Source organism: Amycolatopsis sp. NPDC005961 (genome assembly GCF_040629235.1).
In the GTDB taxonomy this organism is placed as follows: Bacteria; Actinomycetota; Actinomycetes; order Mycobacteriales; family Pseudonocardiaceae; genus Amycolatopsis; species Amycolatopsis camponoti.
Genome location: NZ_JBEXVF010000006.1, coordinates 36,719 through 59,649, shown reverse-complemented (window position 1 = coordinate 59,649; position 22,931 = coordinate 36,719). Strand labels below are relative to the sequence as shown.

Sequence of the window (22,931 nt, the reverse complement as noted above, 5' to 3'; positions counted from 1 at the left end):
GGTGTTACGCGGGCCACCCCGCGGGCGGGAACCCGCGGGGTGGCCCGGGCACTCAGCCGATGGTCGTCGTGGTGAAGACCGGGCTCGGGTTGGGGAAGCAGGCCGTCGGCGCGGTGATGTCGCCGATGATCGTGCTCGCCACCGCCTTGAACGTCAGGCCCGGGTCGCTGTAGCTCGTGCCGGACAGCTTCGTCTCGATCGTGCCCGACTGGCCGGCGGTCAGGTGGGCGGTCACGGTCGGCAGCTCGAACGTCGCGCCGCCCGCGATCGGGCCGGGGAAGCTGAGGGTCGCGACGCCGTTCGCGACGGCGATCGTGGGCGCGGTCGAGCCGAGCCCGGAGCCGCCCGCGAGGTCCGCGCTGACGAAGCTGGAGTTCGCCGGGATCGGGAACTTCAGCGCGAACGTGTTGATGTTCTTGACCTTGTTCCCGCTCACGTCGCCCGGGACGGTGTTCGGCGCCGGGTCGATGACGACGTCGAACGCGCCGCCGGGCGCGACCGTCGCGGGCGCGGTGACGTCGGTGTCCTGGTTGAGCGACACCTGCTGCGGCCCGACGATCGGGGCGTCGGCCTGGCAGTCGAAGGTGACGGTGGTGGCCGCCGAAGCCGGGGCGGCGAGAGCGATCGGGAGGGCCGCGACCGCGACCAGAACGCCGAGCTGGGAAAGGTGAAGTGCTTTCACTTGTATCCACCTACCTGCGGTTTTGGAGGGGAGGAAAGAAAGCCGCGCAGCGTTTAGATAGTTACCGGCAAGTTAACTAGCGCGTCAAGGATTTACCGTTCCCATGCGCGCTGGGTAACAGAAATGTGAAAAAGACTCGCCTTTTGGCGGTCGCGAGCGCCCTGAGCTAGGCGTATTGGCGGAGCAAGCCGCTCACCGCGGTGGCGTACCGGCTGATGACGACGTCGGCGACGCGGGGATCGTCGGCGAGCGGCGCCGCGACGAGCGCGCGGGGATCGGCCTCGCGGGCCAGCCGCTCGATGCGGTCCGGCAGCAGGCCCGGCGCCAGGAACCACGACGCCACGACCAGGTGCCGCGCGCCGCGGGCACGCAGCCGGGCGGCGGCCGCGGGGATGTCCGGCTGGGCGGCCGAAGCGAACGCCTCGCTCACCGGAACACCCAGCTGTTGTTCCCAGCGTGCGGCCAGGGAAGCGACGACGGCGTTGGCGGCCGCGTTGGACGAGCCGACCGCGCTCAGCAGCACGCCGGTGCCCCGCCGGCGCGGCGCGGCGGCCAGCCGGTCCAGGGCCACCGCCTCCAGCGCCGGGTCGGCGCCGAGCACGGCCGACGCCTCGACGCGGAAGCCCGGGCACTCGGCGACGACCTGGTCGATCAATGCCGGCAGGTCGACCCGCGCGTGGAACGCGCTGCCCAGCAGCAGCGGGACCACGACCGCCGTCCGGTGCCCGGCCGCGTACAGCGACCGCAGCACGTCCGTGACGTTGGGCGAGGAAAGGTCCAGGAAGGACTCGTGCACCGGCAGCCCGGGCGCCCGCGCGCGCACGACGTCGACGAGCGCCCGCACGGTCGACGCCGAGCGGGGATCACGACTGCCGTGCGCGACGGCGACCAGGGGCGGTGTCACGAGAAGCGCTGACCCACCAGGCCCGCGGCGAGGGTGTCGCCGTCCTTCGGGTCGATGACCAGGAACGCGCCGGTGCGCGGGCTGACGCCGTAGTCGTCGACGCCCAGCTCCTCGGCCAGCGTCAACGTGACCAGGCCGATGTCGTTCAGCTCCAACGAGGACGGAGCGTCCACACTGGACAGGTTCTGCTCGTCGAACCGCGCGTGCAGCTCGCCCACCAGCGCCTGCACCGTGCGGGCGCCGTGCTTGACGAGCACGCGCGCGCCCGCCTTGAGCGGCTTCGACGACAGCCAGCACAGCGTGCCGGTGATCTCGTCGGTGACCCGCGGCGGCGCGTCCGCGGCGGCGATCAGGTCGCCGCGGGAGATGTCGATGTCGTCGGCCAGCAGCAGCGTCACCGACGTTCCGGCGCCGGCTTCTTCGAGCGGGCCGTCCGCGGTGTCGATGCGCTCGATGCGGCTGCGGATGCCTTGCGGCAGCACGACGATCTCGTCGCCCGGGCGGACCGTGCCGGCGGCGATCTGGCCCGCGTAGCCCCGGTAGTCGAGGTACTCCGGCGTCCGCGGGCGGATCACGTACTGCACCGGGAAGCGCAGTGCCGAGTCGTGCGGGTCGGGCGCGACCGGCACGTCCTCCAGGTGCTCCAGCAGGCTGGGGCCGGAGTACCACGGCGTCCGCTCCGAGCGCGTCGCGACGTTGTCGCCCTCCAGCGCCGAGACCGGGATCGCGAGCACCGAACCCCGCGGGTACCCGAGCGTCTCGGCGTGCGAAGCGAACTCCTTCGCGATCACCGTGAACGTCGCCTCGTCGTAGCCGACCAGGTCGATCTTGTTCACCGCGAGCACCAGCTGCGGCACGCCGAGCAGGGCCAGCACGGCCGCGTGCCGCCGGGTCTGCTCGATGACGCCCTTGCGCGCGTCGACCAGCAGCACGGCCAGCTGCGCGGTGGAAGCGCCGGTCACCGTGTTGCGCGTGTACTGCACGTGTCCCGGCGTATCGGCCAGTACGAAAGACCGCTTCGGCGTCGCGAAGTACCGGTAGGCGACGTCGATGGTGATGCCCTGCTCGCGTTCCGAGCGCAGGCCGTCGACGAGCAGGGAAAGGTCCGGTGTGGACAGTCCCTTGTCGACGGACGCGCGCGTGACGGCGTCGAGCTGGTCGGCGAGCACCGACTTGGTGTCGTACAGCAGCCGGCCGACCAACGTGGACTTTCCGTCGTCCACGCTCCCGGCCGTGGCCAGGCGAAGCAGCGAACTCATCAGAAGTACCCCTCACGCTTGCGGTCTTCCATGGCCGCCTCGGACATCCGGTCGTCGGCGCGAGTGGCGCCGCGTTCGGTCAGCCGGGACGCCGACACCTCGGCGATGACGTCTTCGACGGTGGCCGCGGTGGACTCGATCGCCCCGGTGCACGAGCCGTCGCCGACGGTCCGGTAGCGGACCGTCCGCTCGCGGACCTCCTCGCCCGGGCGCGGTCCGCCCCACGGGCCTTCGGCGAGCCACATCCCGTCGCGCAGGTACACCTCGCGCTGGTGCGCGTAGTAGATCGACGGCAGCTCGACCTTCTCGCGGGCGATGTAGTTCCAGACGTCGGCCTCGGTCCAGTTGGACAGCGGGAAGACGCGGACCTGCTCGCCCGGGCGGTGCCTGCCGTTGTAGAGGTTCCACAGCTCGGGCCGCTGCCGGCGCGGTTCCCACTGGCCGAAGGCGTTGCGGAGGCTGAAGATCCGCTCCTTCGCCCGGGCGCGCTCCTCGTCACGGCGGCCGCCGCCGAACACCGCGTCGAACTTGTTCTCCGCGATGGTGTCCAGCAACGGCGTGGTCTGCAACGGGTTCCGCATGCCGTCGGCGCGCTCTTCCAGGCGCCCGTCGTCGATCCAGTCCTGGACCTTCGCGACGACCAGGCGCAGCCCGTGCTTCTCGACGACGCGGTCGCGGAACTCGATGACCTCGTCGAAGTTGTGCCCGGTGTCGACGTGCAGCAGCGGGAACGGCACCGGCGCCGGCCAGAACGCCTTGATCGCCAGGTGCAGCAGCAGCGTCGAGTCCTTGCCGCCGGAGAACAGGATCACCGGACGGTCGAACTCGCCCGCCACCTCCCGGAAGATGTGGATGGCCTCGGACTCCAAGGCCGCGAGGTTGTCCTGTGCCGCATCGGTCGCGGGCTCCAAGGTCGTCATGCGTCCCTTCCTCAGCCGTGCAGTCCGCACTCGGTCTTGCTCTGCCCGGCCCACCGGCCGCTGCGGGGGTCCTGACCCGGCTCCACGCGAGCCGTGCAGGGCGCGCAGCCGATCGAGAGGTAGCCGATCGAGACGAGGGGGTTCTCGAGGATCGAGTGGTCCCGGATGTAGCCGTTGAACTCGTCGTCGGTCCACGCCGCGATCGGGTTGATCTTCACCAGGCCGTTGCGGTCGTCCCAGGTGACGATCGGGGTGTTCGCGCGGGTCGGCGCGTCGACCCGGCGGACGCCGGTGATCCACGCCGAGTAGTTCGCCAGGGTCTTGCGCAGCGGCACGACCTTGCGGAGGTTGCAGCACAGCGTCGGGTCGCGGTCGTGCAGCTTCTCGCCGTACTCCGCGTCCTGCTCGGCGACGCTCTGCTCGGCCTGGGCGTTGACGATCTTCACGCCCGGGTACACCGCCTCGACGGCGTCGCGCGTGCCGATGGTCTCCGGGAAGTGGTAGCCCGTCTCCAGGAAGAGGACGTCCACCTCGGGCTTCACCTTCGTGGCGAGGTCGATCAGCACGGCGTCCTGCATGTTGGACGCGACGATGAAGTCGTCGCCGAACGTCTCGACGGTCCAGCGGATCGCCTCGTCCGCGGTCGCTTCGGCGAGTTCTTTCGACGCGCGTTCGGCGAGCGTCTTGTAGTCGGCAGTGGCGGTCATCGGGACACCTCCGGAAGGGACAGTCCGAGGAACTTGACCGAGAAAACCCGGCGACAGGCCGAACAAAGCCAGCCGCCGTTCTCTTCCGGTCGCAGATCTTCGTCGCCGCAGTACGGGCAGTGGTACGGCACGGCGCGTTCGGTGGAGGTCACTGGAGAGCACTTTCTTCGGCGCGCGCGGCCCACTGCGCGAACCGCTCACCGTCTTCGCGCCCGGCCACATACGCCCGCACGACGCGCTCGACGTACCCGGTCAGCTCCGACGCGGTCACCTTGTGGCCGCGCAGCTTCCGGCCGAACCCGGCGTCGAGGCCGAGCCCGCCGCCGAGGTGCACCTGGAAGCCTTCGACCTGGTTGCCGTCGGCGTCGGTGACGATCTGGCCCTTGAGGCCGATGTCCGCGGTCTGGATCCGCGCGCAGGAGTTGGGGCAGCCGTTGAGGTGCACGGTCACCGGCGTGTCGAGGCCGTCCTGGATGTCCGCGAGGGACTTCTCGAGGTCCGCGACGAGCTGCTGCGCGCGGGCCTTCGTCTCGACGATCGCGAGCTTGCAGAACTCCAGCCCGGTGCACGCCATCACGCTGCGCCGCCACGGCGACGGCTTCGACTCCAGGCCCAGCTCGGCCAGCTCCGCTTGGAGCGTCCCCAGCTGCGCCTCCGGGACGTCGAGCACGACCAGCTTCTGCTGCGGGGTGAGCCGGACCCGGCCCGAGCCCGCCCGCTCGGCGGCCTTGGCCACGGCGACCAGCGTGCCGCCGGAGACGCGCCCGGCGATCGGGGCCGCGCCGACGTAGAACTTGCCGTCGACCTGCGGGTGCACGCCGACGTGGTCGATCGGCACAGCCGGGTCGACCGGCGGCGGGCCGTCGATCAGCTCCCGCTTGAGGTACTCGTCCTGCAGCACCTGGCGGAACTTCTCGGCGCCCCAGTCCTTCACCAGGAACTTGATCCGGGCCCGCGAGCGCAGCCGCCGGTAGCCGTAGTCGCGGAAGATCGAGATGACGCCTTCCCAGACGTCCGGCACCTCGTCGATCGGCACCCAAGCGCCCAGGCGCTGCCCGAGCATCGGGTTCGTGGAGAGGCCGCCGCCGACCCAGAGGTCGAAGCCGGGGCCGTGTTCGGGGTGGTTCACGCCGACGAAGGCGATGTCGTGGATCTCGTGGGCCACGTCGGGCTGGCCCGAGATGGCGGTCTTGAACTTGCGCGGCAGGTTCGCGAACTCCGGCTTGCCGATGTAGCGGCGCTTGATCTCGTCGATGGCCGGGGTGCCGTCGATGACCTCGTCCGCCGCGATGCCCGCGACCGGCGAGCCGAGGATGACGCGCGGGCTGTCGCCGCAGGCCTCCATCGTGGTCATGCCGGCGTTCTCGAGCTTCGCCCAGATCGTCGGGACGTCCTCGATCCGGATCCAGTGGTACTGGATGTTCTGCCGGTCGGTGATGTCGGCGGTGTCCCGCGCGTACGCCTGCGAGATCTCGCCGAGCACGGTGAGCTGCTCGGTGCTCAGCACGCCGCCGTCGAGCCGGACTCGCAGCATGAAGTAGCGGTCGTCCAGCTCTTCGGGCTCCAGGGTCGCGGTGCGGCCGCCGTCGATCCCCGGCTTGCGCTGGGTGTAGAGGCCGAACCAGCGGAACCGGCCGCGCAGGTCGCCCGGGTCGATCGCGTCGAACCCGCGGTGGGCGTAGATGTTCTCGATCCGCGCCCGCACGTTGAGCGGGTGGTCGTCCTTCTTGGACCGCTCGTTGGGGTTCAGCGGCTCCCGGTAACCGAGCGCCCACTGCCCTTCACCGCGCTTCTGCTTGACGCGCGCGGGGCGGGCGGGGGTCTGGGGCGTGGCCATGGCGGCGTCCTCCGAGAGGCTTTCGTGGCGGCGGAGGAACACCGGCTCGCGGGTGTGTCCTCCGGCGCCGGCTGTCCAGATTTCGTGGCAGGTGGTGGGGCGGGGAGTCAGCGAACGGGTACGCAGAGGGCGCTGGCGACCCGCAGGAGGTCGACGTGGCGGCGGGCCACGAGGAGAACACCGGCATGAGTCACGGCGTCAGCGTGCCACGCGTCCACAATGTGGTCCAGCGGTGCCCGGATGGTGGGAGAAGGGTCACTCGCCTGGGAGAATGCGGTCGACCAGCAGGCCCACGACCTGCGCGTCCGAGTACCCGGAGAAGGCCTCGGGCAATGTCAACCGCTCGACGCTCAAGCCGGTCAGGGCCAGATAGAGCAGCAGGACCTCGTCGCGCCCGCCGGGCAGCCCGGCGGCTTCGTGGAAGCCCGCGCTCAGCTCGAAGCTCTCCTTCACGGTCGCCGTCAGCGCCGCCGCCAACCCGGGCCGCCGGTTCGCCTCCAGCCGCAGTTCGAGCAGTGCGAGGTAGGAGCTGCGGCGGGTGGTCAGTCGCGTCATCAGGTCGCCGAGCAGCGCGGCGACCCGGCCGGACGACGGCTCTTCGGCCCGCGGATCGGCCAGCACCTCCGCCGGCGCGGACAGCCGGACGTGCACGCGGTCACCCGCCTCGGCCAGCAGCTGGTCGCGGTCGCGAAAGTAGTTCGACGTCGTCCCGGGCGGGACGCCCGCCTCGGTGTCGACTGCGCGGTAGGTGAGCCCGCGCGCGCCGTCCCGGGCGAGGACCTCGATGGCCGCGTCCGTCAGGGCCGTCCGCCGCTCGGTGTTCTGCCGCACGAATCCTCCTTGCCCGATTCAAACCACTATGTTTAGAGTACTACAGGCATAGTGGTTTGACTGAGGGGAGCCGCGGATGCAGGTCAAGGGTTTCGGGGCGGGGTACCTGGTCGACGACGTCGCCGCGACCACCCGCTTCTACCGGGAGGTGATCGGCCTGCCGGTCACGGTCGAGCTGGACTGGTTCGCCAGCGTCAACGCCGGCGCGCCCGGCTACGAGATCAGCTTCGTGCGGCGTGGGCACGAGTCGGTTCCGGAGGGCTACCGGGCCCGGCCGGTGTCGGGGCTGGCGTTCGGGCTCGTCGTCGAGGACGCCCGGGCCGAGGCGAAGCGGCTGGAAGAGGCCGGTGTGGAGCTGGTCACGCCGGTCGTCGACGAAGCCTTCGGACAGCGGCACTTCTACGTCGCCGATCCGAACGGGGTGCTGCTCGACGTCATCGAGATGATCCCGCCGGACCCGGACTGGGCGGCGGCGAACCTCCCGGCGTCGTAGGGGACAATCGGGGGGTGCCCGTGCTGCGTCCCGACTCCACCACCTCGATCGACCCGGCGTTGCCGGAGAGCGCGTTGAAGGGGCTCGGCAGCAGAACGTTCGGGGTCTACGTGCACGTCCCGTTCTGCGCGACGCGCTGCGGCTACTGCGACTTCAACACCTACACCGCGGGTGAGCTCGACTCGGACTCGTCGCCGCAGTCCTGGCTCGAAGGGCTGCGGCGCGAGCTGGAGCTCGCCGCGAAGGTCCTGGTCGTGCCGCCCGCCGCGGACACCGTGTTCGTCGGCGGCGGCACGCCGTCGCTGCTCGGTGCCGACGGCCTCGCCTCGGTGCTCGACGCCGTGCGCGACGTCTTCGGGCTCGCCCCGGGCGCCGAGGTCACGACGGAGTCGAACCCGGAGTCGACCTCGCCGGAGTTCTTCGCCGGGATCCGCGAGGCCGGCTACACGCGCGTCTCGCTCGGCATGCAGTCGGCCGCGCGGCACGTGCTGAAGATCCTCGACCGCGTGCACACCCCGGGCCGGCCGGGTCAGGCCGCCGCCGAAGCGCGGGCGGCCGGGTTCGAGCACGTGAACCTCGACGTGATCTACGGCACGCCCGGCGAGCGCCCGGACGATCTCCTCGCCACGCTCGACGCCGTGCTGGCCGCGGGCGTCGACCACGTGTCGGCGTACGCGCTGATCGTCGAGGAGGGCACCGCGCTGGCCCGCCGGGTGCGCCGCGGCGAGCTGCCCGCGCCGGACGACGACGTGCTGGCCGCGGACTACGAGATGATCGACGCGACGCTTTCGGCGGCGGGCCTGCGCTGGTACGAGGTGTCGAACTGGGCGGCGGACGACGCGGCCCGCTGCCGCCACAACCTCGGCTACTGGCGCGGCGACGACTGGTGGGGCGCCGGGCCGGGCGCGCACAGCCACGTCGGCGGCGTGCGCTGGTGGAACGTCAAGCACCCGGCGCGCTATGCCGCGCTGCTGGCCGCCGGCGAGTCGCCCGCGGGCGGGCGCGAGGTGCTCACCGACGACGACCAGCACCTCGAGCGGATCATGCTCGAACTGCGCGTCGCCGAAGGACTTCCGCTGGACGTCCTCGACGAGCCGGGGCTGGCCGAAGCCCGGGCGGCGGCGGCCGAGGGCCTGCTCGATCCGTCCGCTTTGGACACCCGGGGCCGCGCGGTGCTGACCGACCGCGGACGGCTCCTCGCCGACGGCGTCGTCCGGCGTCTCGCGGGCTGACGGGATTAAATCGCGCGGCCCGGTCGTTGCTTGTATCGAGCAACGACTTTTGAGGAGGCCTCATGGCGCGCGCGATCAGGTTCGGCGAGTACGGCGACGTGGAGGTCCTGCGGGTCGAGGACGTCCCGAAGCCGGTACCGGGACGGGGGCAGGTGCTCGTCGAGGTCCGCGCCGCCGGGATCAACCCGGGCGAGGCTTCCATCCGGCGAGGCCTCCTGCACGAGCGTTTCCCGGCGACCTTCCCGTCCGGACAGGGCAGCGACTTCGCGGGCGTCGTCGCGGAACTCGGCGACGGCGTCGAGGAGATCGCGGTCGGCGACGAGGTGATCGGCTTCGTGAACACGCGCTCGAGCCACGCGGACTACGTCGTGGCGGAGGCTTCGGACCTCACGCCGCGGCCCGACGGCGTGTCGTGGGAGGCCGCGGGGGCGCTGTTCGTCGCCGGCACCACGGCCTACGCCGCGACAGCCGCGGTGTGCCCGCGCGAGGGCGACACGATCGTCGTCTCGGGTGCCGCCGGCGGCGTCGGATCGCTGGCCGTCCAGCTGGCTCTGCTCGCGGGCGCCAAGGTGATCGGCCTGGCCGGTCCGGCGAACCACGAATGGCTGCGCGCGCTGGGCGCGATCCCGGTGACCTACGGCGACGGCGTGCTCGACCGGATCAGGGAAGCGGCCCCGGACGGCGTGCACGCGTTCGTCGACACGTTCGGCTCCGGCTATGTGGAACTGGCTCTGCACCTGGGCATCCACCCCGGCCGGATCGACACGATCATCGACTACGAGGCCGCCGGGAAGTACAACGTGAAGACCGAGGGCAACGCGGCCGGGGCCTCGGCCGAGGTGCTGCGCGAGCTGAGCCTGCTGGTGGGCAAGGGACTCCTGGAGGTGCCGATCGCCCGCGTCTACCCGCTGGACGAGGTGCACGACGCCTACCGCGAGCTGGAGCAGCGCCACACGCGCGGCAAGATCGTCCTGGTTCCCTAGTTCTTCGCCGCCACCGCCTTGAGGCCGGCGAGGTAGACGTCGAGAGCGAACTCCAGGCGTTCGGTCGCGGTCTCGGCGGAGAAGAACTCGCCGATGTGCAGCATGTTCGGGAACGCTTCGGGCGGCAGTGAGCGCATGTACGCCACCATCTGCTCGCCGCGTTTCGCCGTCTCGGCTTCGTCGATGTCGCCCCAGGTCCAGCCGCTCGCTTCGTAGGCGTACGCCTTGGCGTAGAGCGCCAGGGCGTCGCCGGCGAACGTCGCCTGCTTGAGGGTCAGGCCACCGGCGCGCAGCAGGGCGAGCATCGCCTCGCCCTGCCGCAGCGAGCTGGGCGTGACCGGCACGGCGATGTCCCACGCCACCCGCGCGATGCCGGGGTGGGCGACCATCACCCGGATCTGGCCGCGGACCAGGTCTTTCACCTGCTCGTCCCAGTGCGCCGGGTCCGGGTCCGGGATGGGCGCTTCGGCGAGCACGGCGTCGAGCATCAGCTCCGCCAGCTCGTCCTTGTTGGCCACGTGCGCGTAGAGCGACGCGGGTCCCGTCTCCAGCTCCTGGGCGACCCGCCGCATGGTGACCGCGTCGAGGCCCTCCTTCGCCAGGATCTCCAGCGCCGTCTTCACGACCAGCTCCTGGGAGAGCGCGGGTTTCGCGGCGCGGCGGCGCGGGGCGCTGCGCCACGGCGGTGGGGGAACGGTCACGCGAACACTGTACTTGACGCGAACGTTGTTCGTATGTAGAACGGTGTTCGTAAAGCGAACATCGTTCGTAAAGGGGATCTCATGACCACGACCACCGCCGAAGCCGACGTCCGCGCCGTGCTCGGCCGCCTCACCGAGGCGTGGAACTCCGCCGACGCCGCCGCGTACGGACGGCTCTTCACCGACGACGCGGACTACGTGACGTTCTTCGGGATGAACCTCCCTGGCCGGGAGACGATCGAAAGCTCGCACCGCGCCCTCTTCGAAGGCCCGCTCAAGGGCTCCAAGCTGACCGGGCAGCTCGGCGCGGCGGCGAAGGTGCGGTTCGTCCGCCCGGATGTCGCCGTGGTCGTCGTGGGTGGCGGTTCCTCGCTCACGGGCGCCGACACCACCGACGAAGGCCGTAATTCCACCGTCAGCTTCGTGCTCGTCCAAGAGGACGGCGAATGGCTGATCACGGCGTTCCAGAACAGGCGCGTCTCGGATCCGCGCGGGTGAAAACGCTTGCGGAAGCGTCGGGGGTCGTCGCGCGGCCGCCCGCGGAGGTGTTCGAGGACGTCCTGCGCCGCGTGACCGGGGGCGGGTACCCGATGCGGACGGAGGTCGACCGCGAACGGGGGTTCCTGGCGGTCCAGGGCGGCTGGTGGTACCGCGGCGAATACCGCGTCACGGCCGATCCGGGCGGTGCGCGCGTCGAGCACCGGGTGGTCAACGCGGCTTCTTGGGGGCGCTGGGGAGTCCCGTTGGCCAACCGGTTCTTCGTCGGCTTCCAGGCGAAGACGGCTGCCGCTTTTGCCCGGATGCTCGAAGAACTGGGGCGGCCCGGTGGCCACGGGCCGGACTTGGCGCGTACGGTGCTTAGGTAACCCTTAGTTCTTTGAGGAGTGGTCGATGGCTGAAGCACCCCGGCGGTCCGGGCGTCCCGCGGTGCGGCTGCGGGTGCTGCGCACCGAGCGGCTGACCCCGCACATGATCCGGATCGTCGCGGGCGGCGAAGGCATCGCCGATTTCGCGCCGAACGCGTTCACCGACGCCTACGTGAAGGTGCTGTTCAAGGTGCCGGGCGTCGAGTACCCGGAGCCGTTCGACGTCCAGGAGTGCCGGGCCACGCTGCCGCGCGAGCACTGGCCGCGGATGCGGTCCTACACGGTCCGGGCGTTCGACCCGCAGGCCGGCGAGCTGACTTTCGACTTCGTGCACCACGGTGACGAGGGCATCGCCGGCCCGTGGGCGGCCTCGGCTCAGCCGGGTGACGAACTGCTGCTGTCCGGTCCCGGTGGGGCGTACGCGCCGGGCACCGAAGCGGACTGGCACCTGCTGGCCGGCGACGAAAGCGCGTTGCCGGCCATCGCGGCGTCGCTCGAAGCGTTGCCGGCCGGGGTGTCGGCGCAGGCCGTGATCCTGGTCGAGAACGCCGCCGAGGAACAGGAGCTGGTCACGAAGGCCGACGCGCAGATCACGTGGCTGCACCGCGCGTCCGGGGGCGACGTCGCCGCGGCGGTGCGCTCGCTGCCGTGGCGCTCCGGGGTGGTCCAGGCGTTCGTGCACGGCGAGGCGGGGTTCGTCCGCGACCTGCGGCGCTACCTGCTCGACGAGCGCGAGGTGCGGCGCGAGCTGCTGTCGATCTCGGGGTACTGGCGCGTCGGTAAGGACGACGAAGCCTGGCGTGAGGAGAAAGCGGCCGAACGGGCGCGCGAGAAGTAACCTCGCGGCATGGCGAACCTCAAGGTGGAGGTCGAGCCGGCGGACGCCGGGTTCGACGCGGATCGGCTGTCCCGGATCGACGCGCACTTCGACCGGTATGTCGAGGACGGACGGCTACCGGGCTGGCTCGCGGTGGTGAGCAGGCACGGCCGGATCGTGCACGTCGGCCACGGCGGCCACAGCGACGTCGAAGCGGGCACCCCGGTGGAGACCGACACGCTGTGGCGGATCTTCTCGATGACGAAGCCGATCACGTCGGTCGCGGCGATGATGCTCGTCGAAGACGGCCTGCTGGAGCTGGACGACCCGATTTCGCGGTGGCTGCCGGAGTTCGCGTCGCCGCGGGTGTTCGTCAAGGGGTCGGCGTTGCGGCCGGTGACCGAACCGGCCACGCAGCCGATCCGGGTGTGGCACCTGCTGACCCACACGGCGGGCCTGACGTACGGCTTCCACCACGGCCACCCGGTGGACGCGATCTACCGGGCGGCGGGGTTCGAGTGGGGGACGCCGCCGGGGTTGGACCTGGCGGCGTGTTCGGAGCAGTGGGCGTCACTGCCGCTGCTGTTCCAGCCGGGCGCGGAGTGGAACTACTCGATCGCGACGGACGTGCTGGGGCGGCTCGTCGAGGTGGTTTCGGGACAGTCCCTGGACGAGTTCTTCTCGTCGCGGATCTTCACGCCGCTGGGCATGACGGACACGGGCTTCGTGGCTTCGTCGGTTTCGCGCTTGGCGGCGTTGTACGTGCCGGATCCCGCTACCGGCCGCGCGACGCGCAATGAGGCGTTCGGCAGCTTGGGGAAGTCCCGCCCGGACTGCCTGTCGGGTGGCGGCGGCCTGGTGTCATCGGCGTCGGACTATTGGCGTTTCACGGAGATGTTGCTGCGCGGCGGCGCTTTGGACGACGTCCGGCTGCTGTCCCCGCGAACGGTGTCGCTGATGGCTTCGAACCACCTGCCGGGCCACGTGGACCTGGAGGAGTACGGCCGCCCGCTGTTCGCGGAGATGCCGTTCGACGGGCACGGGTTCGGGTTGGGGTTCTCGGTACTGGAGGACCCGGTGAAGGCGCGGACTTTGTCGTCGGCGGGGGAGTTCGCCTGGGGTGGCGCGGCTTCGACGGCTTTCTGGGTGGATCCGGACGAGGACCTGACGGTGGGGTTCTACACGCAGCTGTTGCCGTCGAGCACCTATCGGCTGCGGTCGCAGCTGAGGCAGCTGGTCTACCAGGCGCTGGTGGACTGAGCGGGTTCCGGCGGCCGCACGGTGGTGAGGTACCTCGCCACCGTGCTTCGCAGGTAGTCGGCGTGCTGGTAGATGTCCTCGACCGTCGTGATCGGCAGCCGGGTCTCGACCTTGTTCTCGTCGAACACGCCCAGGTACTTCTTCGACCGGTTGAACCACAGGCGGGCGATGGGCTTGCGGTTGTTGTCGTCCAGGAGGACGCCGAAGTACGTCTGGGTGTCCCTCGCGGCGATCCGTGAGACGGACACCTCGCCGCAGACGATGGCGCGGACGATCCGGAAGCCTTCGAGCTCGTCCTCGGTCGTGACCACCCGCTCGGTGTCCTCCGCCTCGGTGGCCGGCTCCGGCTGCGGTTGCTGCTCGGGTTGCGCGGTGCTCGCGCCCGAGACGCTGACGTAGGAGCCGGGGCCGCCGAGCGCGTTCTTCAGCCGGTCGTTGACCTGCTCGTTCAGGAACTGGGCGGCCGCCTTGGCCACCAGCGGGCCGAACTGGTCCCGGACCCGCTGGGTGATCGCGCCTTCGTAGACCCGCGACGTCAGGAACTTCACCCATTCGTCTTCGGGTTCCTTGAACTGCGCCGCGAGGATGCGCTTGAGCTGGCCGATGTACTTCAGCTCGCCGGCGGCGCTGATGACCGAGTCGAGGTCGAAGGACTCCTTCGTGAGCTTGGCCAGTTCGGGCAGCAGCGTTTCGTCGATGTCGGCGAAGTCCAGCACGAGGAACGGCTTGGCGTCCATCCGGTTCGGCGCGTCGAGGTCCGTGTAGAACTCGTACACCTGACCGTTCGTCAACACGGCGATCCGGGCGTTCGTGACGGCGAAGTAGCGGAACAGCTGGGAAGCGTGCTCGATCCGGAGCGGGTCGTTGATCTTCTTGGCTTCGACGAGCACCTGCACCTGACCGTCGTGCACGATCGCGTAGTCGATCTTCTCGCCCCGCTTGGTGCCGACGTCGGCGGTGAACTCGGGGATCACCTCGGCCGGGTTGAACACGTCGTAACCGAGGACAGTGCTGATGAACGGCATGACGAAGGCGTTCTTGGTCGCCTCTTCGGTCTCGATGCCGTCCTTGTGCTTGCGGATCTTCAGTGCGAGTGCTTGCGCGCGCTCCGCGATGTCCATGCCGGTGCCGTTCTGTTGCGGGAACGAGGTGCCCGGCCTGGATCGGTGCGGTCGCGTGGTCTGTTACGGATTTCGCTGAAAAAACGAAAACCCCGGTCTGGAAACCGGCGCTTCAGGATGATCCCGAAGCTGGACCTCGGCCTCCGCAACCCCCTCCGCGATCACCCTGCGACCCCGGGCGTAGTCCAACAGCTCCGCCACCGGGCGGTTGTCCGCCGAATACACCGCCGTGAACCGCTCGAACCCGCGCTCCAGCGCTGCCAGCCCCAGCATGTGCAGCAGGGCCGAGGCCAGCCCCACCCGGCGCCACTCGGGTGCCACCGCTATCGCCACCTCCGCCATCCGCTTGCCCGTTGCCTCGTAGCGGGCCACCGCCACCCCCGGGCCCTCCACCGAGCGGGCCACCAGGGCGAACCGGCGCTCGTAGTCCAGCACCGTCAGCCGCTGGAGGAGTTGGGGGGTTACTCGCGGGGCCGAGCCGCAGAAACGGCGGCGCAGGGTCTCCGGGTCCGCCGTGCGGATCGCTTCGCCCAGCTCCGGCGCGTCCTGCGGGGTCAGCGGGCGGACCCGGACCCGGCGGCCGTCGCGGAGGAGGAGCGTGCGGTCGAATCCCGGGGGCGGCTGCGTCACCGGCCCACCCTAGCGGCCGCCCAATCGGGCGGCCGCGGGTTCACCGAAAACGAGTACGTTGGCAGTAAAGGGTTTCCGGGGGGAAGGGCGGCCATGCGGCGGATCGGGATCGTCGGAGCGGGGCAAGCGGGACTCGTCCTCGCCATCGGGTTGCGCCACCAGGGTTACGACGTCACGGTGTTCGCCGAACGCTCCGCCGAAGACGTGCGCGGCGGACGGCTCGTCTCCAACCAGTGCCTCTTCCACCCCGCCCTCGAACGGGAACGCGCGCTCGGCGTCAACTTCTGGGAGGCGCCGCCCATCCGCGAAGTCGCCTTCGCCGCCGCCGGTGAGGGCGCGGAGCCCGCCATCTCCTGGCGCGTGGAACTCGACCGGCCGGCGCAGTCGGTCGACCAGCGCGTCAAGGTCTCCGACTGGATGACCGAGTTCGACCGCCTCGGCGGCGACCTCCGGATCCGCCGGGTCACCCCCGACGCCCTCGACGACTGCGCCCGCGAGTTCGAGCTGCTCATCGTCGCGGCCGGGCGGGGGCCGCAGTTCGACGCACTCTTCCCGCGTGACGACGAACGCTCGCCCTACCGCGAGCCGCAGCGTGCGATCGGCATCTGCTACGTCGCCGGCACGCTCGACGCCGTCCCGGGACTCACCTTCGGCATGGCGCCGGTCGGCGAGTTCTTCCTGCTACCCGTGCTTTCGGTTCACGGCCCGGTGCACGGTATCGGTTTCTTCGGCCTGCCCGGCGGCCCGATGGACGTCTGGGACGGCGTCGCCGACGTCGGCCAGCACTACGAGACCGCCCGGAAGCTGCTGCGCACGCACTACCCGTGGCAGGCGGAGCTGCTCGACAACGCGCGTCCCGTGGCGCCGACCGAGATGCTGCACGGCCGGATCACGCCGATCGTGCGACACCCGGTCGGCACCCTGCCGTCCGGGGCGAAGGTCCTCGCGATGGGCGACACCGCGGTGACCAACGACCCGGTCGGCGGCCAGGGCGCCAACATGGCCGCCCGCGCGGCGCGGGCGTACCAGGAGGCCATCGTCGAGCGCGCCGACCGGCCGTTCGACGAGGAGTTCATGCACGGCGCCTTCGCCCGCTACTGGCACCACGCCCGGCACGCGACGCGCTTCAACAACGACCTCCTGGCCCCGCCGCCACCGCACGTACTGGCCACTTTGGACACCGCGCAGCGCGTTCCCGAACTGGCGCACCGGTTCGCACACCTCTTCGAGAACCCGGCCGACTACGAAGGCTGGCTGGGTGATCCCGAAGCGGCGATGGCCTACCTTCAGTCGAAGGGGCCCCGGTCCGGGGCGCAGAGCGCACCCCGGGCGGGCAGCGAACCCGCCACGTAATACCGGTCGAGCGCCTCATCCACGCACGCGCTCTTGCCGCGCGAACCGTGGCCGTACGTGTCGAGGCTCAGCAGGTGGGCGTTGGCCAGCAGCTTCTCGGTCCGCTGCGCGCCGGCATACGGGGTTTCCAGGTCGCCCTGGCGGTTGGCGAGCAGCAGGATCGGCGCCGTCGGCCGGTTCCACGGACCCGCGTAACGGCCGGTGTCCGAGACGTCCCAGGTGGCGCAGGGGAGCGTCTTGTAGACGTCGTACGGCCCGAAGCCGCGGCCGACCTGGTCCGCGCGCCGGGCGTAGTCCCACCAGACGGCCGGATCGCGCGGGTTCGCCGCGTCCGAACACAGCGTCGCGCCGCCGCCCAGCAGGGAGTCGACGTCCGGGGGCCCGCCCGCGGACACCGGTGCGCGCGACGCCGGATCCGCCAGCGCCCGCAGGAACGCCGCCAGCTGCGGTGCGGCCTGCGCGTCGGTCAGGTAGCTGTGGATCGTGGCGATCGCGCTCTGGTAGGTGACGACGACCTGCTTCCCGGCCGTGTCCGTCACGGTGATCGGGCCGGCGGCGAGGCGGTCGAGAATGGCCGAGTAGTCGAAGGCGCAGCGTGCCGCACAAGCGTCCAAAAAGGACTTGAGCGCGCGAGGCCCGTCTTCGTAGCCTTGCAGCCGGTAGCTCATCGGGCCGGAACCGGTCGCCCAGCGCATCGGGTCGTCGACGGCGTCGAGCGCGAGCGAGCCGACGCGGCCGGGGAACAGGTTCGCGTACGTCTCGCCGAGGTAAGTACCGTACGACTTCCCGTAGTACCGCAGCTTCGGCTCGCCGAATGCCGCGCGCAGCCGGTCCAGGTCGCGTGCGATCGTGCCGGTGGAGAGGTGGTTCGCCAGCGGTCCGGCGTTCTGTTCGCAGAGGTCGGTGACGGTCTTGGTGTCCGCGATCTGCTGCTGTTCCGCCGAACGGGTCAGCGGGAACGTGCCGAGCGCTCGCTGGAGCACCTCGAGCTGCGACGGATCGGTGAAGCAGTGGATCTTCGAGCTGGCGCCGACACCACGAGGGTCGAACCCGACGATGTCGAAGCGCTCGTGCAGGAACGGCGTCAACGCGGGTGCGAAACGACCGGACGAACCCGGGCCGCCGGGGTTGTAGAAGATCGTGCCCAGCTTGTGGGCCTGGTCGGTGGCCGGGAGGCGGCCGACGGCGATCGACACAGTGCCGGCGGAAGGGTCCTGATAGGACAGCGGGACGTCGAGGTGACCGCATTGGTACCCGGCGGCGCACGCGGATTCCCACGCGATTCCGGCGGGGCTCGCCGCAGCCGCGGGCGCACTCAAGGCGACCGCGCCCACGACGGCCCCCAGAGCCAGCGCAGCACGGAGTTTCGGAGAATTCATGGCCCTGATCGTCCCGCCGCCGGGACCGGGGCGCGCTGGTGCGCACCCCCGGAACCGGGGTAGGGCGGGCCCTACGCGGTGAGCTTCGGGATGATCTGCGAGCCGTACGACGACAGCGTCGCCTCGCGGTCGTCGTGCATCAGGTACAGCGAGAACTGGTCCACGCCCAGCTCCGCGAGTTCCTGGAGCCGGGAGATGTGCGCCGAAGCCGGGCCCAGCAGGCAGAACCGGTCGACGATCTCGTCCGGGACGAACTCCGTCGACGGGTTGCCCGCCTTGCCGTGGTGGCTGTAGTCGTACCCCTCCCGCTCGCGGATGTAGTCGGTCAGCTCCTTCGGCACTGCACCGGAAGAGCCGTAGCGCGCGACCAGGTCGGCGACGTGGTTGCCGACCATCCCGCCGAACCAGCGCAGCTGCTCACGCTGGTGCGCCAGGTCGTCGCCGACGTACGCCGGGGCCGCGACGCAGATCGTGATGCCGCCCGGGTCGCGGCCGGCCGCGCGGGCCGCGTCGCGCACCGCGCCGATCGTCCAGCGCGCGATCGCCGGGTCCGCGCACTGGAGGATGAAGCCGTCGGCGTGCTCGCCAACCGTCTTCAGCGCCTTCGGCCCGTACCCGGCCATCCACATTTCCAGGCGGCCGTTGCGGATCCACGGGATCTGCACGGTCGTCTCGTTCATCTCGACGGCCCGGCCCTCGGCGAGGTCCTTCACGACGCGCATGCAGTCGCGGACGGTGGCCAAAGTGGACGGTGGCTTCCCGACGACCCGGTGCGCCGAGTCGCCGCGGCCGATGCCGCAGACCGTCCGGTTGCCGTACATGTCGTTCAGCGTGGCGAACGTCGACGCCATCACCGACCAGTCGCGCGTCCCGGGGCTGGTCACCATCGGCCCCACGACCAGTGACGACGTCGCCGCGAGGATCGCCGAGTAGATGACGAACGGCTCCTGCCACAGCACGCAGGAGTCGAACGTCCAGCCGTAGCGGAACCCGGCGTCCTCGGCGTCCTTCATCAGCCGCACGACGTCCCGCGCGGGCGGATCCGTCTGCAGCACGATCCCGAAGTCCATGGTTGCCTCAGTTCAGGTACTGGTTCAGCGAGCGGGACAGGAACTTCCCGTGCGAAGTCGACCCGGTGAAGCCGTCAGGCGACACGACAACGCGCCCACGCGACAGCACCGTGTGCACCCGGCCGGTGATCTCGAACCCTTCGTACGCCGAGTAGTCCACGTTCATGTGGTGCGTCTCGGCGGACAGCGTCTGCGTCGCCGACGGGTCGTAGATGACGATGTCCGCGTCCGACCCCGCGGCGATGACGCCCTTGCGCGGGTACAGCCCGAACATCCGCGCCGGCGTCGCCGAGCACGTCTCGACCCAGCGCCCGAGCGTCAGCTCACCCGCGACGACGCCCTGGTGCAGCAGGTCCATCCGGTGCTCGACACCCGGCATCCCGTTCGGGATCGCGCGGAAGTCGCCGCGGCCCAGCTCCTTCTGGTCCTTGAAGCAGAACGGGCAGTGGTCGGTGGACACCACGGACAGGTCGTTCGTCCGCAGCCCGCGCCACAGGTCCGCCTGGTGCGACTTCTCGCGCAGCGGTGGCGAAGCGACGTACTTCGCGCCCTCGAAGTCCGGCTTCGCCAGGTCCTCAATGGACAGGTAGAGGTACTGCGGGCACGTCTCGGCGAAGACGTTCTGACCGTCGTTGCGTGCTTCCGCCACCGCCGCAAGCGCTTGCGACGCCGACAGGTGCACGATGTACAACGGCGCACCGGTCACCTTCGCGAGCTGGATCGCCCGCGACGTTGCCTCTCCTTCCAGTTCCGGCGGCCGCGTCAGGCCGTGCTGCACCGGGTCGGTGTTGCCCGCGGCGACGGCTTGCGCCGCCAGCTGATCGATCGCGATGCCGTTTTCCGCGTGCATCATGATCGTAGCGCCGATTTCCCGCGCTTTCTGCATCGCCAGCAGGATTTCCCCGTCCGTGGAGTAGAACACCCCCGGGTACGCCATGAACATCTTGAAGCTGCCGACGCCGCCGTCGACGCAGGCTTCCATCTCCTTCAACGACTGGTCGTTGACGTCGGAGACGATCATGTGGAAGCCGTAGTCGATCGCGCAGTTGCCGTCGGCCTTGCTGTGCCACTTGTCCAAAGTGGACAACAACGACGTCCCCTTGGCCTGCACGGCGAAGTCGATGATCGTCGTCGTGCCGCCCCACGCCGCCGCCGTGGTGCCGGTCGAGAACGTGTCGACGGAGTGCGTGCCGCCGAACGGCATCTCCATGTGCGTGTGCGCGTCGATGCCGCCGGGCAGCACGTACTTGCCGGTGGCGTCGATCGTCTCGTCGCCGGTCAGCGTCCCGGGCGCGCCGACGGCGGAGATGGTTTCGCCGTCGACGAGCACGTCCGCGAGCAGAGCGCCCGATGGCGAGACGACCTGGCCACCCTTGATCAGCGTGGTCATCAGGCCTCCGTGAGGGGGCCGTAGGTGTCCGGGCGGCGGTCGCGGTAGAACGCCCACAGGTCCCGGACCTCGTCGAGCAGTGTCATGTCGAGGTCGCGGATGACGACCTCGTCGTCGGTGTCGGACGCGGCGTCGCCGATCAGCTGCCCGCGTGGGTCGGCGAAGTACGTCTGGCCGTAGAAGTCGTTGTCGCCCAGCGGTTCCACGCCGACACGGTTGATCGCGCCGACGAAGTACTCGTTGGCCACCGCGGCCGCCGGCTGCTCCAGCTTCCACAGGTACTGCGACAGGCCGCGACTGGTCGCCGACGGGTTGAACACGATCTTCGCCCCGGCCAGGCCCAGCGCGCGCCAGCCCTCCGGGAAGTGCCGCTCGTAGCAGATGTAGACGCCGATGCGGCCCACGGCGGTGTCGAACACCGGGTAGCCCAGGTTCCCGGGCCGGAAGTAGAACTTCTCCCAGAAGCCCTTGACCTGCGGGATGTGGTTCTTCCGGTGCTTGCCGAGGTACGTGCCGTCGGCGTCGATCACCGCGGCGGTGTTGTAGTACACGCCGGGCTGCTCGACCTCGTACATCGGCACGATCAGCACCACGCCGTGGCGCTCGGCGACCTCCTGCATGAGCTGGGTCGTCGGCCCGTCCGGGATGCCCTCGGTGTAGGAGTAGAACTCGGTGTCCTGCACCTGGCAGAAGTACGGCCCGTAGAACAGCTCCTGCAGGCAGACGACCTGGGCGCCCTGCGAGGCGGCGGTGGCGATGTGGTCGACCGCCGCCTTGATCATGGACTCCTTGTCACCCGTCCACCGCTGCTGGATCAATCCGGCTCGGACGACGCTCACTTGCTTCCTCCTTGTTCGTGGACATGGACAGGGCGGCGAAGACGACGAACGCGCCGACGAAGCCGACCACCCAGTTGTAGTCGTAAAGCGGCTTGAGGAACGGGATCAGGCCGCCGTCGGGGAACGGCCCGCCGTAGGCGCCGCCGACCGCGAGCAGGGCTCCCACCAGCGTCGCGACCAATGCGCGCCAGTTCCAGCCGCCGCTGAACCAATACACCCCATCGGGTGTGTACAGGTCCTTCAGCTTGAGCTTCGTGCGGGCGATCACCCAGTACCCGGCGACGAGCACCCCGGCGACCGCGCCGAGCAGGCCGCCGTAGAAGCCGAGCCAGGCGAAGATGTAGATGTTCGGGTCGGAGTAGAGGCGCCACGGCTGGATCAGGACGCCGATGACGCCGGTGATCCCGCCGCCGATCGCGAAGGTGATCTTCTTCGGGAAGGCGTTCGAGAAGTCGTAGGACGGGCTGACGACGTTGGCCGCGAGGTTCGCCGAGATCGTCGCGAGCACCAGCGCGACCAGCGCCACGACGACCACGACCGGGCTGGTGAACCTGTCGGCCAGCTGCGCCGGGTCCCAGATGTCTTCGCCGTAGAGGACGTGCCCGCCCGACGTCGTCAGGATGGCCACGATCGCGATGAACGTCATGGTCGTCGGCAGGCCGAGGATCTGGCCGCGGACCTGCTTGCGCTGGCTGCCGCCGAACCGCGTGAAGTCCGGCATGTTCAGCGAGAGCGTCGACCAGAACGCGATCATCGCCATCAGCGACGGCGCGAACACCTTCCAGAAGTCCGGGCCCCAGCCGAGCTTGCCGCCGTCGGACAGGATCGGGCCGAGCCCGCCCGCCTTGACCAGCACGTAGCCCAGCATGATCAGGAAGCCGACCGACACTAGCGGCGCCGTCCAGTTCTCGAACCGGCGCACCGCCTCCATGCCGCGCCAGATGATCAGCATCTGGCCGATCCAGAAGACCACGAAGGACAGCCAGAGCGTCCAGTGCTGCCCGGCGATCTCCGGTGCGTCGCGCCACCACGAGCCGAGCAGGCGCCCGAGGATGACGTAGATGGCCTCGCCGCCGACCCACGTCTGGATGCCGAACCAGCCGCACGCGATGAACGCGCGCAGCAACGCGGCCAGGTTGGCGCCGCGCAGGCCGTAGAAGGCGCGGGCGAACACCGGGAACGGGATGCCGTACTTCGTGCCGGCGTGGCTGTTGAGCAGCATCGGCGCCAGGACGACCAGGTTGCCGATCGTGATCGTGATCAGCGCCTGCACCCAGTTCATGCCGAGCGCGATGAGCGACGCGGCCAAGGCGTAGCTGGGGATGTTGTGGGCCATCCCCATCCAGAGCGCGAAGTAGTTGTAGGTGGTCCAGGTGCGTTTCGCCACGGGGACGGGGGCCAGCTCCTCGTTGAAGAACCGGCTGCCTTCGAGAGACCCGACGTCGGCGGGGTCGAGCTCGACCCGGCCGTCGTCGTGCACGCGCTGGTCTGCGGGTGTCGGCGCCATTGCGGAATCCTGCGCGCCGGGTCGCGGCCGGGGCAACGGCAGACTGTTCACTCTTCCCTGATCAGGAGTGCAGACTGTCGATTGCGCGAACGCGCGGCGGGTGCATGACCTGCGTCACACATCGGACGGTCACATCCCGGCAAAGCGGGG

General features: G+C 70.2%; 25 protein-coding genes. 8 read left to right on the top strand and 17 right to left on the bottom strand.

Annotated features, from left to right (window positions below):
• Nucleotides 1–52: 52 nt before the first annotated feature.
• The 9 genes from ABZ342_RS07640 to ABZ342_RS07600 all read right to left on the bottom strand — a co-directional run bounded on the left by ABZ342_RS07640 (nt 53) and on the right by ABZ342_RS07600 (nt 7,140).
• Entirely contained in the window at nt 53–682 is a 630-nt protein-coding gene (locus ABZ342_RS07640) for a cyclase (protein ID WP_360469903.1), read from the bottom strand.
• Between the two features lie 166 nt (nt 683–848).
• Nucleotides 849–1,586 (bottom strand): CbiX/SirB N-terminal domain-containing protein, encoded by a 738-nt coding sequence (locus tag ABZ342_RS07635; protein WP_360469900.1) that lies wholly within the window; start codon nt 1,584–1,586, stop codon nt 849–851.
• A complete protein-coding gene (locus tag ABZ342_RS07630) occupies nt 1,583–2,845 on the bottom strand; it encodes a GTP-binding protein (protein ID WP_360469897.1) in 1,263 nt (420 codons plus the stop codon). Before ABZ342_RS07630 ends, ABZ342_RS07635 begins: the two co-directional genes overlap by 4 nt.
• Nucleotides 2,845–3,765 (bottom strand): sulfate adenylyltransferase subunit CysD, encoded by a 921-nt coding sequence (gene cysD, locus ABZ342_RS07625; protein ID WP_360469894.1) that lies wholly within the window; start codon nt 3,763–3,765, stop codon nt 2,845–2,847. Before cysD ends, ABZ342_RS07630 begins: the two co-directional genes overlap by 1 nt.
• 11 nt (nt 3,766–3,776) lie before the next feature.
• Nucleotides 3,777–4,472: a phosphoadenylyl-sulfate reductase gene (locus tag ABZ342_RS07620; protein ID WP_360469888.1), complete on the bottom strand. Its 696-nt coding sequence runs from the start codon at nt 4,470–4,472 to the stop codon at nt 3,777–3,779.
• Complete coding sequence (locus ABZ342_RS07615; RefSeq protein WP_155545716.1) at nt 4,469–4,624, bottom strand: Insertion element protein; 156 nt, start codon at nt 4,622–4,624, stop codon at nt 4,469–4,471. Before ABZ342_RS07615 ends, ABZ342_RS07620 begins: the two co-directional genes overlap by 4 nt.
• Nucleotides 4,621–6,309: a nitrite/sulfite reductase gene (locus ABZ342_RS07610; protein ID WP_360469884.1), complete on the bottom strand. Its 1,689-nt coding sequence runs from the start codon at nt 6,307–6,309 to the stop codon at nt 4,621–4,623. Before ABZ342_RS07610 ends, ABZ342_RS07615 begins: the two co-directional genes overlap by 4 nt.
• Nucleotides 6,310–6,416: 107 nt before the next feature.
• On the bottom strand, nt 6,417–6,503 hold the full coding sequence (locus ABZ342_RS07605; protein WP_350310667.1) for a putative leader peptide: 87 nt from the start codon (nt 6,501–6,503) through the stop codon (nt 6,417–6,419).
• Nucleotides 6,504–6,564: 61 nt separating this feature from the next.
• Nucleotides 6,565–7,140, bottom strand: a complete 576-nt coding sequence (locus ABZ342_RS07600) for a TetR family transcriptional regulator (protein ID WP_360469881.1) — start codon at nt 7,138–7,140, stop codon at nt 6,565–6,567.
• A 76-nt stretch (nt 7,141–7,216) separates the two neighbouring features.
• Here ABZ342_RS07600 and ABZ342_RS07595 point away from each other — a divergent pair, with 76 nt between their 5' ends.
• The 3 genes from ABZ342_RS07595 (at nt 7,217) to ABZ342_RS07585 (ending at nt 9,848) form a co-directional block, all read left to right on the top strand.
• On the top strand, nt 7,217–7,633 hold the full coding sequence (locus ABZ342_RS07595; protein WP_155545719.1) for a VOC family protein: 417 nt from the start codon (nt 7,217–7,219) through the stop codon (nt 7,631–7,633).
• A gap of 14 nt (nt 7,634–7,647) precedes the next feature.
• Nucleotides 7,648–8,865, top strand: a complete 1,218-nt coding sequence (gene hemW, locus ABZ342_RS07590) for a radical SAM family heme chaperone HemW (protein ID WP_360469877.1) — start codon at nt 7,648–7,650, stop codon at nt 8,863–8,865.
• 62 nt (nt 8,866–8,927) lie between these two features.
• A complete protein-coding gene (locus ABZ342_RS07585) occupies nt 8,928–9,848 on the top strand; it encodes an NADP-dependent oxidoreductase (protein WP_360469875.1) in 921 nt (306 codons plus the stop codon).
• Here the strand turns inward: ABZ342_RS07585 and ABZ342_RS07580 are convergent.
• A complete protein-coding gene (locus ABZ342_RS07580) occupies nt 9,845–10,459 on the bottom strand; it encodes a TetR/AcrR family transcriptional regulator (RefSeq protein WP_360470255.1) in 615 nt (204 codons plus the stop codon). The genes ABZ342_RS07585 and ABZ342_RS07580 overlap by 4 nt on opposite strands.
• 171 nt (nt 10,460–10,630) lie before the next feature.
• Here ABZ342_RS07580 and ABZ342_RS07575 point away from each other — a divergent pair, with 171 nt between their 5' ends.
• The 4 genes from ABZ342_RS07575 to ABZ342_RS07560 are packed head-to-tail and all read left to right on the top strand — an operon-like array spanning nt 10,631 to nt 13,492.
• On the top strand, nt 10,631–11,047 hold the full coding sequence (locus ABZ342_RS07575) for an SgcJ/EcaC family oxidoreductase (RefSeq protein ID WP_360469873.1): 417 nt from the start codon (nt 10,631–10,633) through the stop codon (nt 11,045–11,047).
• Nucleotides 11,044–11,415, top strand: a complete 372-nt coding sequence (locus tag ABZ342_RS07570) for a hypothetical protein (protein ID WP_360469870.1) — start codon at nt 11,044–11,046, stop codon at nt 11,413–11,415. The genes ABZ342_RS07575 and ABZ342_RS07570 overlap by 4 nt, the downstream gene beginning before the upstream one ends.
• Nucleotides 11,416–11,440: 25 nt before the next feature.
• A complete protein-coding gene (locus tag ABZ342_RS07565; protein ID WP_360469867.1) occupies nt 11,441–12,253 on the top strand; it encodes a siderophore-interacting protein in 813 nt (270 codons plus the stop codon).
• Nucleotides 12,254–12,262: 9 nt separating this feature from the next.
• A complete protein-coding gene (locus ABZ342_RS07560; RefSeq protein WP_360469864.1) occupies nt 12,263–13,492 on the top strand; it encodes a serine hydrolase domain-containing protein in 1,230 nt (409 codons plus the stop codon).
• Here the strand turns inward: ABZ342_RS07560 and ABZ342_RS07555 are convergent.
• Nucleotides 13,471–14,613 carry a type I restriction endonuclease gene (locus ABZ342_RS07555; protein WP_360469861.1) on the bottom strand — a complete coding sequence of 381 codons (1,143 nt, stop codon included), beginning with the start codon at nt 14,611–14,613 and terminating at the stop codon, nt 13,471–13,473. The genes ABZ342_RS07560 and ABZ342_RS07555 overlap by 22 nt on opposite strands.
• A 63-nt stretch (nt 14,614–14,676) precedes the next feature.
• A complete protein-coding gene (locus ABZ342_RS07550; protein WP_360469859.1) occupies nt 14,677–15,243 on the bottom strand; it encodes a GNAT family N-acetyltransferase in 567 nt (188 codons plus the stop codon).
• 93 nt (nt 15,244–15,336) lie between these two features.
• Here ABZ342_RS07550 and ABZ342_RS07545 point away from each other — a divergent pair, with 93 nt between their 5' ends.
• Complete coding sequence (locus ABZ342_RS07545; RefSeq protein WP_360469856.1) at nt 15,337–16,596, top strand: styrene monooxygenase/indole monooxygenase family protein; 1,260 nt, start codon at nt 15,337–15,339, stop codon at nt 16,594–16,596.
• Here ABZ342_RS07545 and ABZ342_RS07540 read toward each other — a convergent pair.
• The 5 genes from ABZ342_RS07540 to ABZ342_RS07520 all read right to left on the bottom strand — a co-directional run bounded on the left by ABZ342_RS07540 (nt 16,530) and on the right by ABZ342_RS07520 (nt 22,781).
• A complete protein-coding gene (locus ABZ342_RS07540) occupies nt 16,530–17,975 on the bottom strand; it encodes an alpha/beta hydrolase (RefSeq protein WP_360469853.1) in 1,446 nt (481 codons plus the stop codon). The genes ABZ342_RS07545 and ABZ342_RS07540 overlap by 67 nt on opposite strands.
• 71 nt (nt 17,976–18,046) lie before the next feature.
• Nucleotides 18,047–19,045 carry a TIGR03842 family LLM class F420-dependent oxidoreductase gene (locus ABZ342_RS07535; protein WP_360469850.1) on the bottom strand — a complete coding sequence of 333 codons (999 nt, stop codon included), beginning with the start codon at nt 19,043–19,045 and terminating at the stop codon, nt 18,047–18,049.
• A gap of 7 nt (nt 19,046–19,052) precedes the next feature.
• Nucleotides 19,053–20,435 carry a dihydropyrimidinase gene (gene hydA / locus ABZ342_RS07530; protein ID WP_360469847.1) on the bottom strand — a complete coding sequence of 461 codons (1,383 nt, stop codon included), beginning with the start codon at nt 20,433–20,435 and terminating at the stop codon, nt 19,053–19,055.
• On the bottom strand, nt 20,435–21,217 hold the full coding sequence (locus tag ABZ342_RS07525) for a nitrilase-related carbon-nitrogen hydrolase (protein ID WP_230862946.1): 783 nt from the start codon (nt 21,215–21,217) through the stop codon (nt 20,435–20,437). The genes hydA and ABZ342_RS07525 overlap by 1 nt, the downstream gene beginning before the upstream one ends.
• 10 nt (nt 21,218–21,227) lie before the next feature.
• Nucleotides 21,228–22,781 carry an NCS1 family nucleobase:cation symporter-1 gene (locus ABZ342_RS07520; protein WP_360469844.1) on the bottom strand — a complete coding sequence of 518 codons (1,554 nt, stop codon included), beginning with the start codon at nt 22,779–22,781 and terminating at the stop codon, nt 21,228–21,230.
• Nucleotides 22,782–22,931: the final 150 nt, after the last annotated feature.

What these genes read in the sequence shown, in the direction of transcription:
- ABZ342_RS07630 (WP_360469897.1), bottom strand. Translation starts at nt 2,845, where the DNA reads ATGAGTTCGCTGCTTCGCCTGGCCACGGCCGGGAGCGTGGACGACGGA.
- cysD (WP_360469894.1), bottom strand. Translation starts at nt 3,765, where the DNA reads ATGACGACCTTGGAGCCCGCGACCGATGCGGCACAGGACAACCTCGCG.
- ABZ342_RS07620 (WP_360469888.1), bottom strand. Translation starts at nt 4,472, where the DNA reads ATGACCGCCACTGCCGACTACAAGACGCTCGCCGAACGCGCGTCGAAA.
- ABZ342_RS07610 (WP_360469884.1), bottom strand. Translation starts at nt 6,309, where the DNA reads ATGGCCACGCCCCAGACCCCCGCCCGCCCCGCGCGCGTCAAGCAGAAG.
- ABZ342_RS07595 (WP_155545719.1), top strand. Translation starts at nt 7,217, where the DNA reads ATGCAGGTCAAGGGTTTCGGGGCGGGGTACCTGGTCGACGACGTCGCC.
- ABZ342_RS07585 (WP_360469875.1), top strand. Translation starts at nt 8,928, where the DNA reads ATGGCGCGCGCGATCAGGTTCGGCGAGTACGGCGACGTGGAGGTCCTG.
- ABZ342_RS07575 (WP_360469873.1), top strand. Translation starts at nt 10,631, where the DNA reads ATGACCACGACCACCGCCGAAGCCGACGTCCGCGCCGTGCTCGGCCGC.
- ABZ342_RS07565 (WP_360469867.1), top strand. Translation starts at nt 11,441, where the DNA reads ATGGCTGAAGCACCCCGGCGGTCCGGGCGTCCCGCGGTGCGGCTGCGG.
- ABZ342_RS07560 (WP_360469864.1), top strand. Translation starts at nt 12,263, where the DNA reads ATGGCGAACCTCAAGGTGGAGGTCGAGCCGGCGGACGCCGGGTTCGAC.
- ABZ342_RS07555 (WP_360469861.1), bottom strand. Translation starts at nt 14,613, where the DNA reads ATGGACATCGCGGAGCGCGCGCAAGCACTCGCACTGAAGATCCGCAAG.
- ABZ342_RS07545 (WP_360469856.1), top strand. Translation starts at nt 15,337, where the DNA reads ATGCGGCGGATCGGGATCGTCGGAGCGGGGCAAGCGGGACTCGTCCTC.
- ABZ342_RS07540 (WP_360469853.1), bottom strand. Translation starts at nt 17,975, where the DNA reads ATGAATTCTCCGAAACTCCGTGCTGCGCTGGCTCTGGGGGCCGTCGTG.
- ABZ342_RS07535 (WP_360469850.1), bottom strand. Translation starts at nt 19,045, where the DNA reads ATGGACTTCGGGATCGTGCTGCAGACGGATCCGCCCGCGCGGGACGTC.
- hydA (WP_360469847.1), bottom strand. Translation starts at nt 20,435, where the DNA reads ATGACCACGCTGATCAAGGGTGGCCAGGTCGTCTCGCCATCGGGCGCT.
- ABZ342_RS07525 (WP_230862946.1), bottom strand. Translation starts at nt 21,217, where the DNA reads ATGATCAAGGCGGCGGTCGACCACATCGCCACCGCCGCCTCGCAGGGC.
- ABZ342_RS07520 (WP_360469844.1), bottom strand. Translation starts at nt 22,781, where the DNA reads ATGGCGCCGACACCCGCAGACCAGCGCGTGCACGACGACGGCCGGGTC.